This is a genomic window from Bradyrhizobium sp. UNPF46 (genome assembly GCF_006658625.1).
Classification (GTDB): domain Bacteria; phylum Pseudomonadota; class Alphaproteobacteria; order Rhizobiales; family Xanthobacteraceae; genus Bradyrhizobium; species Bradyrhizobium nitroreducens.
Genome location: NZ_LFJB01000087.1, coordinates 46,830 through 55,803, shown reverse-complemented (window position 1 = coordinate 55,803; position 8,974 = coordinate 46,830). Strand labels below are relative to the sequence as shown.

Here is an 8,974-nt window from a genome sequence, read left to right as displayed (position 1 = left end):
CTCCGATCGGCGACCTCAAGCTGCGACGAGCTTGGGTATCCGGACGAGGTTGTAGGCAATCAGATTGAGCAGGAAGTCGGCGGCGAAGGAACGATGCGGCCGCGCGACGTCACGCTTACATTGGAATCTCTCGCGAGGCTCCTTGGCCTCGAAGCAGACGATCTCGCGACCAAGATCCAGGGTAACCTCAGACAGCTCGTGTCAGCGTGAGGAGTGCTTCAGCCATGATGCGCTGCCGCCGCAGCACACCTCCACGCGACTGATAGGCTTTCTCTCATTTCCTTATCAGTTACAAAAAACGGTGCATGTGAGGCGACAACACAGACCGACGCAGCGGCCCTCCTAACCGATGCGTCGTCTGCGTGGTCCGATCCAGCTCCCTCCGCTATACAGCCTCCAAGCTCCCGTCGATCTTCTCTACAATGATTGTGTCTTTATACCGTCCGACGTACATGCCGCTCCGCTGCACCTCTTCGATATACTTCCGCAAGGCTCGCAAGACGTCGGATGCGCTCATGGCGGCGCCAGGCAAGATGACAAGCTCGTCCCGTAGCGATGTCGTTCCAATTTGTGCGATAGCCTTACCCCGACTTCGTAACACCTCGCGGTGTCCCCGTGTTTCTTGCCTCGCCCACGGCTCACGCGTGACGATGATCGAATACTCAACAAGCTCGCTCCCCACGAAGTCTTCCGTATTGCCGATAGTTTGGGCGTACGTCGCTCCGTGGAAACCAACTTCTAATTTGTCGTTCTTGCAGAGATTGCATTCAAAGTCTGCTTTTTTGATTTTCATCATTCACTCATTGCTTTCCGCGCCGCTTGTTCGGTCGCTTCGCACTTTACAAGGCGGGCGAATGGCAATTGGCGACGATGAACTATTGACAAAGAAATCAATGTCTCCCGGCTAAAGGACCGATAAGCAAATTCTGAAATCCTTATCAGTTGCCGCGCGCATTGCTAAAGGGCCGCCCTACCCGCGACCGCAACGATCGATAAGCCTCAATCTGACGGCGAAGCAAAATGGCCCGACCCAGACCGTTATCTTACATGAAGGGGGTCAGCGAACCGCCCCCTTCATTATTACGATTCAGGCTTCTCGTACTGTTCGGCCTGCCAGATAAATGACAAGTTCGGACTGTGTGAGCGGCTTATGCGGTGGAAGGCGATTTCTTAATTTCACCGCAGCAGCGCGTGCGTCGCTCTCGATTTCGTCAAATGTTTTGACGAACTCCCTGACTATGCGCACCTTCGTGATTCTATTAGCATTCTTCAAGTCGAGGAAGCGCTGCCGGAAGCAGCCACATTTTTTTCGATACTGACGAATGATATCGAGGCACTCCTTCATCGATTCGTCCGTTATTCCGACCGTCGGTGTTTTCTTTGCCGCGCCTCGCTTTCGCGCCTTCGTTTTCACCGGCTTTACTTTAGGCTTCTTGGTCGTAGGCTTGTCCTCATCCATCTTATTCTCCTAGCGCGTTGTCGCGGAATGCGAGATCGGCTGGAATGATTTACAAGTCTGACCGGCGCAGGTGGTCGCTCTCAACAACCGAATGATCGAGCATTGTCAGGGCTGCTTCGACTGATTGGCCTTTCTTAATTTATCAGTCAGCCACGCTCGACCAACCGTCGGGCGTAGCTTGTAAGGTCGCCATACGATCGTCTCGGTCGTGTCCTTTGCAAGTTCATTTCCCGCCGTTGCTCTGAGTATCGTCCAGCCTCCATGAAAGCGGACTGAACTGCAATTTACGTTCGCCACGCCAGCTACGCGACAGTGTGCAAGCCGTGCAGCGTAACGTGCACGGCTTGCACATGATAAGCCGAAGCCGGCGCTACACCGCCTGCGAACCGCCAAACCTCAAAAATTTCTAGTGAAAACCTTATCAGTCAGAGACATGTGAGATTTCTCCTTGCACGCAGCGTCGAACTCTTTAGAATCTGACTGCAATTGGTTTTGTGTGAGAGATGGCCGGCAAGCAAGCGAAGACACTTTCGACTGATCATATCGACGATCTTTTGTTTTTCGCCGCGCGCTCTCGCCACCCACTTCGCAACCGTCTCATCGTCTTACTGTCGGTCAAGGCAGGTCTTCGCGCCGCCGAGATCGCCAAATTGACATGGCCCATGTTGTTGGACCCAAGCGGCGAGGTCGGCAGCACTCTTGAAGTTCGCGACGAGATCGCAAAGAAGCGCAGCGGCCGCTCAATTCCAATTCATCCCGAGCTTCGACAGGCTCTCGTCGAGGCGCGGCAGCTGTCTACGGGGCAAGGCCCCCTCATTAGATCCGAGCGCGGCGGCGCAATGACACCGATGAGTATCGTTGTCTGGTTTAGCCGCGCTTATGAAGAACTCGGGTTCGAGGGATGTTCGTCGCACTCGGGGCGTCGAACTTTCATTACGCGGGCGGCTCGCTCGGTTCACAAAGCAGGCGGTTCGCTGCGAGATGTTCAACTGCTAGCTGGCCACCGATCCATCCAGACGACGCAGCGCTACATCGACGGCGATAGCGACGCTCAACGGAGGCTGGTATCCCTCATCTAGCGACCAACGTGCCGCGGCAACACTCCGCAAAAGGCCGCACCGACAAGAGGTTGATCGCGGCGAGAGCCCCCGATCCGCTACGCCGGGCTGAGAGCTTGATCCGGACCGTTTGTGCGATTGCGGGGTCGATGTCGTTCCTTGAGGAGATCGACGACGAGGCTCGGCACGCAGGCTTGGTTCAAGCTGTCGCCCTCGCCGACACGCCGCCGATTTTCGATTGGCTCGTTACGACGTTTAGCTTCCAAGGCATCTCCGACCGTGTCGCGCGCGGCTACATCCACAAGCATGGCACCGCGTCCTGGTCGGCGATTGCAGCAAGCGAAAATGACGCTCCCTCGTGCCCGAAGCTGCGCAGCTACTGGCATTTCGAAGGCTGCCGATACGACAAGACCAGTTTTACCTGCGCGGAGCCCGACCACATCGATGCGTGCGCCCTGCCCAGGCCGCGCCTTCGTAACGGCCGACTGAATCAAACCGCATACTCGCTCTTCTTGTTCGTCCGCGACCTCGCCGACGGCGATCTGGTACGCTGGATCGACAGCCAACTGGACAGCGCGAGGGGTGAGACCACGGCCGAACTGGAGGCGGCGCGTCAGGAAGCCTTGATTGGCCCACTGCGAAACGTTTACGGCGTCTCCGACAAGATATTGATGATGACGCTCTCGACGCTGCTGATCGGCGCGCGCGAGCACCGGCCGCTCTGGCTTGAAACCGGTACTGCGATGATCGCGGTAGACACGCTGGTTCACAACTTTCTGCATCGCTCGGGCATTTTACAGGACTGCGGCAGCTCTCACCCTTATGGCGCCGCTTGTTACGGCCCGGGTGGCTGTGCCGAGATCATCAGGAGCGTGGCCAGCCGTATCGATACGCGCACCTTGAACCCGGCATTCCCGCAGAGGTTCGCTAGGTTCGTGCAAAATGCCATTTGGAGGCTCTGCTCTCTCGACGGCCTCAACTTGTGTAATGGCAACAAGATCAACGACCGGCAAGCCTGCCAAATCGGCTACTGCCACCTGCACCAAAGGTGCGGCCGAATACCGTTAAAAGTCGATAAAATCGACGTAAAAACAATTAGTTAGAGCGTATTCTGGCGTAGATTTCTCTTGAGACTGCACCACGATTTGCTATACTCGCTTTGCAAGGCATTAAAAATGACTTTGCAATTTATAGTGGAGAGACTTCCGTGATTGATTTGCCTTGGCGGGCGCTTGGCCCGCCGCCGTGGCCAAGCCATGACATCGCTAGAACCGCAGATCACGGGGCCCTATTGGGCCCCGTCTGCTTTTGAGGAGGAGAAACATGGGAAAGCAGCAAGACAAGAAGACGGCCAACGCTCCAGACAAGCTCTTTGTTTTCGGACTTGATGAGGATGGAAAGCCACGCGGCGCCCGGTTTCCGGAGTTTAACGAGAAGGTCGTTAGCGCCGCGGCGCAAATGAAGTTGGCGTCTGTGCACCCGGCTTCACCGGCAGTCACTGAGATCGGCATGAAGCTGCCCGTGGGGAGGTTATATGCGAGCGGCAAGGCGTTCGTGCCACCGATCCGCCGCGACCTCGTCGGCAAACTCAAGGCAGCGCTCGAGACGGCCGGTGACGAAAGCCACGTCCACCAACCCGCGCCACCCCCTGAAAAAGCCAAGGCGGCGGGCACCGTTGCTGCTGCTGGCCTACCGCGCACGTGGGAGAGTATCGCTGTCGGCCAACTGGTGCTCGTTGAGGACGATGACCCCGAATTTGGCTGGTGGCCCTGCCTCGTGACCAAGCGCGATGACCAGGTCTTGACGCTTCGCCTTCGCGATTACCCGGACAAAGGCACCTACGTCCGGCACATCGCCCAAGTCGGACTAATAAACCCCGGTCCAGAATAGCCTGTACGACTAGACTCGAAGCTCGGACCATGGCCCGAGCTCCTACCACTCTGACATCGCCTGGCAGCAATCGACACGCGTCCAGGCCCAAACATCAAACAAATCATATCGGAGAAATAACCATGTCCATGCAAACGGACGCGGAGAAAACGCGTGCGCTGAACGATGAGCTTCGGCAACACCTGCTCGGCGGCGGTGCGGTCATCACAGCGGGCATCGCCGAACTAGGTCCAGAGGCCGTCGAACGCTTGGTCAAGACCATCGCCGTCTTTGACGACTTTTGCCACGCCAACGATCCCTATGCGGAGCATGATTTTGGCGTCTTTGACTTCGACGGCACCGCCGTGATGTTCAAGATTGACTACTTTGACAAGTCGCTCAACTTCCGCTCACCCAATCCGGCGGATCCTGCTGTCACCGAGCGAATTATCACGATCATGAGGGCGGACGAATACTAGCCGCCTTCTCAATCAACCAAGCTTACCCTCCCTGTTCGCTCAAGAGTTTGACGAGCGGCACCGACAAGGCTTCAGCAATTCGAGCCATCGCTAAGAGGCTGGGGTTACGCCGCCCTCGCTCGATCCCGCCGATGTAGGTCAAGTCAAGGTCAGCTTCGAACGCCAACTTTTCTTGGGTTAGCCGACGCTGCTGGCGAATACGCCGGACATTCTTGCCAACGATGACGCGCCAATCCTGCATTGCCGGATGGAGCACCATCGGGCATATAGTCTCTAGGGACTATATTCCCTATTGAGCGAGAATCTGGGGTCGAAGCGAGGGCAACTTCCAACATCATCACTGGAACGAGGAACACCAAAGTGACTGAAGAGCTTTCTGCACCACCGCCGCTGCCGGATCTTGGGGCCGCTAGCCAGCCCGGGCCAAACGAGTGGCACTACGTCGTGAACGGCGCTCGGCGAGGCCCGACGACCGCTACGACCATCAAGGAGCTCCTGAACAAGAAAGAGATCGAGACCGACACGCAGGTCTGGCGGAAGGGTATGCCTGAATGGAAACCCCTCCGAGAGAGCGACCTCGGTGAACTTGTAGCTGCCGAGCCACCTGCCATTTCGTCGAAGCACATCGGCAACGGTTACGTCTGGACGCTAGCCTTCTTACCAATCGTCCTGGGGGTGATCGAGGCTATGGTGAGCGCCAGCAACCAGGACGCTGCGGCTCGCGCCGTAGCTTTCGGTATTCCGTACCATGCCAACCGGGGGCTGCCGTTCCAGGTGCCCGTTGTCATCAACAGCCTGCTCGGTTGGCTCGATGATCGCAGGTTGCAGCAAGCAGGCTATGGCTCTCGGACAACCCGAGTCACAGCGGTTTTACTCGCGCCGGTCTACCTGTTCCTGAGGGCAAAACGCTTGAAGCAACGCCCCTACTACGCGGTCGCGTGGATCATCAGCATGATTGTGGGATTTCTCATCTACGCGTCCGTTGAAGGATGAGGTGGAGCTCATCTGCTCCCCCATCCGCCTAAACGTAACTCACACCAGAGATCACAAATGATGAAATGGATTGCCCTGCTCTCAATTTTCTTGTGCTCATCGGCGTTTGCACAGACTCCGTCGCCCGATCCCATAGCGGTGATCCGTGCTCAAATAATGCAGCACTGGTTTCCGGCCCCGCAAGTCAACCTCAACTTTGCTGTCAGTTTCGACTTGGATCGAGACGGTAGGATTATCGCTCAACCGGTGGTCGCCGCAACAAGCTACGATCAAGGCGGCTCAGCTGAAAGCCTAAAATATGCCGTCCTGGGCGCGCAGCCGTTCCTTTTGCTTCGGCCGGAGGATTACGAGAGCTGGAAGCACGTTACGACCACCTTCACTCGCGCTGATAAAAACTCAACGGACATCTATGCCTTTACAAAAAGGGATATTCTGGGAGTAGCGACCGGCATGACTGCGGAAGCGGCAAAGGCCGCGATGGCTGAAAAAGGATGTAGCGTTTCGTCACCCAAGCCAACGATCCTAGAATGTACGAACAAGGGCAATAAGCTTGTCGCCCGAGTGACAGAGCACATGTCCCCCAACGTGGTGACAGTCATTTCCTACATCTTCCAATCTGGCGCACCGGCCCAAGAACTCGTCGGACTAATCTCCGCCCAATTTTATACCCGGCCATTTAACCGAATTTGGCACCTCAGCAACTCTTCAACGATGGAGCTTAATCAGTATTCTAGCGAACCGCGATCCGCAAATTCCCCCGTTCCGTCATGGGTGCTCACTATCAACGAGCCCCGGTTTTTGGACCAAGATCAGGATGCCCTCGCCGATAAGCAACGGGCTGCCGCTCCACCTCCAAAATTCTAATTGCGCTATTATCAAGGGAATTGGCACATGCGCATTCTGCTCACTTTAATCGTAGCCCTGCTATCCGGCACAGCCAACGCGGAACAATTCAAGATTCCGTGGAAGGGCGACTACGCGCACAACTCAGAACGCACTTGGTCGCGGGAGAACAAGGACGACTCCGGCTTCAGCAAGAACTTTCTCAACGGTGCGCCGGAGGAAGGCGGTGTTATTCAGAAGGATGGTGAGCTTTGGGTCGAGACCGTCGCGCCCGACAATACCGCTGGCCCGATCCCTTACGTCGTGCTGATGCACGGCTGCATGGGCATGTCAACGCTGACCAGTGCGTGGGCACACCACGTCGCCAAGGTACTCAACGCTGAGGGCGTGGGTGTGATGATCCTCGACAGCTTCACAAGCCGCAAGGTCGAGAAAAGCTGCGGCTACCCTGACCTGCATTGGGGGCGCCGCCGCGCCGATGATGCCTACTCTGCCCTCGATTATCTAGTCGAGAATAGGTTCGCGAAGCCCGACGAGGTTTACCTCATGGGGCAGAGCGGGGGCGGTACGGCGACTTTGGTGGCGATGACTAAGAAGGAAGCGGATCACAAGAACAAGTTCGCCGCGGGCTTTCCGGTCGTACCGCCCTGCTTTTACACTTCGGTTCGCTACGCGGATTTTTACGGTCCGATGGTGCTGTTCGTTGGTGAGAAGGACGATGCCAACGATCCGAAACAGTGTATCGAGCTTTTAAAGAAGAAGCGGCCGGTCCCCGTGCAGGTGATCGTCTACAAAGACGCCAATCACGGCTTCATGGAGGACTACAGGGCGCGCACGATGTATGGCTGGACCGATAGCCGTGGCAAGGTTCACAATTGGACCTTGAGCTACAATCCGAAGGCCGCGAGCAACATGATGGACTCCATCATCCGCGCAATCAAGAACAAGAGCTACGTGAGCGGCGTTGACTCCAGATGAGCATCTTGGTCGTCATCGAGGGTCTCCATGGGCCAAAGGGAAGAACCGTCGGGCGCAGACCAAATCTACGTTCTCGGCCCAGACAGTCATGGCCATCCACGCGGCGCTCGATTCAGTGTCCTGAGGGACAGCATCGTCTCCGCGGCTATGGACATGAACTGCCGCATCCTGATCCGACAGCCCCCCGAGGTGAGCGCGCTGGCTAGAAAACTGCCGCTGGGCTACGTACTCGGCACCGGGAAGACGGTTAGCCTGTTGATCCCGAGAATTGGATACGATCTTTACAGACGTATCTTGGAAGCGTCGCGCGCGGCCAGAATTGATGAAGAAACTAGAATTGCCGCTGCGATTTCGATGACTGTACATTGAGTTTTTTTGACCGGCAATTCGCAAAAAAGCATGACTTGGGAGCGCCCCAACAGCTACGACCGATTGCTAATGTTGAGACAGGTATTAGTAGAGGGGGGGCCGCGGTGGTTTCGGCTGTGCCTGACGCGGGCCACAAGCAAATGAGCCGTTGGATACGAGCTCTGGAATACATCTAGTCCCAAGATGTCCCGGCCACCAAGCTACGGCAATTTGCACGACTACACGATGGATTAGCCGGGTGCGCGCGGGCAGCCGTGGAGATTAAAAGGAAGCGGAGGCGGTCGCTTCGCGATTTTCCAACGGGCGATTGGACCGATTGAAGATGTGAAGCCATCACCAATAGAACTCAGTGCGGAGCAGGAGAGCTCCGCACTGGTTTCCGATACCGAGCCATCGTGACTCGACAGGCCGCATAGTTTTCTAAGCTAGATACTTTTCCCCGAAAGTCCGTCATATTCCCGGCTTCGTCGACCACGTCAATGCGCCCTTCTGACCTGTTGAATGACAGAAGCCATCATCTTTCCCCCGGTACTCAAGCAATCCTAGTGCGTGCATCCCGAAGAGACGAAGAACGTAATCGGTCACGTCGTTGATGGCCTCATCGTTACAATCCAGAATTTTGGAAAATTCGTCGATAAGCGTCGAGATCGCTAGTGGCGCCTCGATCCGCTCGAACTCGTCCGGTACTCCATGAGTCTTCACACCAATGCTCTTTTGGAGTTGATGCGAGGGTCGCCAGCGCCGCACTTTTCTCCTGCCGTACTTTTCGCCTCTGGCGATCCCGCGTGTTGCCAAGCTTCTGGTGATGAAATGCATCCTTTGAGGCTTCGGCAACTGCGCGAACTCGGGATCGTGCATTAATAGACTGTGATCGATAGTTCGGGCGATCTCAGCGATGATAGCGTCAAGCTTAACGTCCATTGAAT

At 56.3% G+C, this 8,974-nt stretch carries 12 protein-coding genes; 8 read left to right on the top strand and 4 right to left on the bottom strand.

Translation table 11 applies throughout. From position 1 onward, the window contains the following. Positions 1-210 (top strand): hypothetical protein (locus UNPF46_RS38155; protein WP_210248365.1); only part of this gene is annotated, 210 nt, incomplete at its 5' end. A gap of 175 nt (positions 211-385) precedes the next feature. On the opposite strand, the gene UNPF46_RS31920 is transcribed toward UNPF46_RS38155, so the two are convergent. Both UNPF46_RS31920 and UNPF46_RS31915 read right to left on the bottom strand, forming a co-directional pair. Further along, positions 386-796 (bottom strand): hypothetical protein, encoded by a 411-nt coding sequence (locus tag UNPF46_RS31920; protein ID WP_142252706.1) that lies wholly within the window; start codon positions 794-796, stop codon positions 386-388. 291 nt (positions 797-1,087) lie between these two features. Then, on the bottom strand, positions 1,088-1,459 hold the full coding sequence (locus tag UNPF46_RS31915; RefSeq protein ID WP_142252705.1) for a hypothetical protein: 372 nt from the start codon (positions 1,457-1,459) through the stop codon (positions 1,088-1,090). Positions 1,460-1,962: 503 nt separating this feature from the next. Between UNPF46_RS31915 and UNPF46_RS31910 the strand changes: the two genes are divergently transcribed. The 4 genes from UNPF46_RS31910 to UNPF46_RS31895 all read left to right on the top strand — a co-directional run bounded on the left by UNPF46_RS31910 (position 1,963) and on the right by UNPF46_RS31895 (position 4,865). Beyond that, complete coding sequence (locus UNPF46_RS31910) at positions 1,963-2,538, top strand: tyrosine-type recombinase/integrase (RefSeq protein WP_142252704.1); 576 nt, start codon at positions 1,963-1,965, stop codon at positions 2,536-2,538. Between the two features lie 128 nt (positions 2,539-2,666). Next, entirely contained in the window at positions 2,667-3,620 is a 954-nt protein-coding gene (locus UNPF46_RS31905) for a hypothetical protein (RefSeq protein WP_142252703.1), read from the top strand. Between the two features lie 220 nt (positions 3,621-3,840). Further along, positions 3,841-4,407 (top strand): hypothetical protein, encoded by a 567-nt coding sequence (locus UNPF46_RS31900; protein ID WP_142252702.1) that lies wholly within the window; start codon positions 3,841-3,843, stop codon positions 4,405-4,407. A gap of 122 nt (positions 4,408-4,529) precedes the next feature. Next, positions 4,530-4,865, top strand: coding sequence for a DUF3768 domain-containing protein (locus tag UNPF46_RS31895; RefSeq protein WP_142252701.1), 336 nt, complete (start codon positions 4,530-4,532; stop codon positions 4,863-4,865). 22 nt (positions 4,866-4,887) lie between these two features. On the opposite strand, the gene UNPF46_RS31890 is transcribed toward UNPF46_RS31895, so the two are convergent. Continuing rightward, entirely contained in the window at positions 4,888-5,124 is a 237-nt protein-coding gene (locus UNPF46_RS31890; RefSeq protein ID WP_181770208.1) for a helix-turn-helix domain-containing protein, read from the bottom strand. Positions 5,125-5,225: 101 nt separating this feature from the next. On the opposite strand from UNPF46_RS31890, the gene UNPF46_RS31885 reads away from it, so the two are divergent. The 3 genes from UNPF46_RS31885 to UNPF46_RS31875 are packed head-to-tail and all read left to right on the top strand — an operon-like array spanning position 5,226 to position 7,679. Next, positions 5,226-5,858: a DUF4339 domain-containing protein gene (locus UNPF46_RS31885; protein ID WP_181770207.1), complete on the top strand. Its 633-nt coding sequence runs from the start codon at positions 5,226-5,228 to the stop codon at positions 5,856-5,858. Positions 5,859-5,915: 57 nt separating this feature from the next. Next, entirely contained in the window at positions 5,916-6,722 is an 807-nt protein-coding gene (gene tolA, locus UNPF46_RS31880; protein ID WP_142252699.1) for a cell envelope integrity protein TolA, read from the top strand. A 27-nt stretch (positions 6,723-6,749) separates the two neighbouring features. Beyond that, on the top strand, positions 6,750-7,679 hold the full coding sequence (locus UNPF46_RS31875) for a dienelactone hydrolase family protein (protein ID WP_142252698.1): 930 nt from the start codon (positions 6,750-6,752) through the stop codon (positions 7,677-7,679). 819 nt (positions 7,680-8,498) lie between these two features. Here the strand turns inward: UNPF46_RS31875 and UNPF46_RS31870 are convergent. Continuing rightward, positions 8,499-8,969, bottom strand: a complete 471-nt coding sequence (locus UNPF46_RS31870; RefSeq protein ID WP_142252697.1) for a hypothetical protein — start codon at positions 8,967-8,969, stop codon at positions 8,499-8,501. Positions 8,970-8,974: the final 5 nt, after the last annotated feature.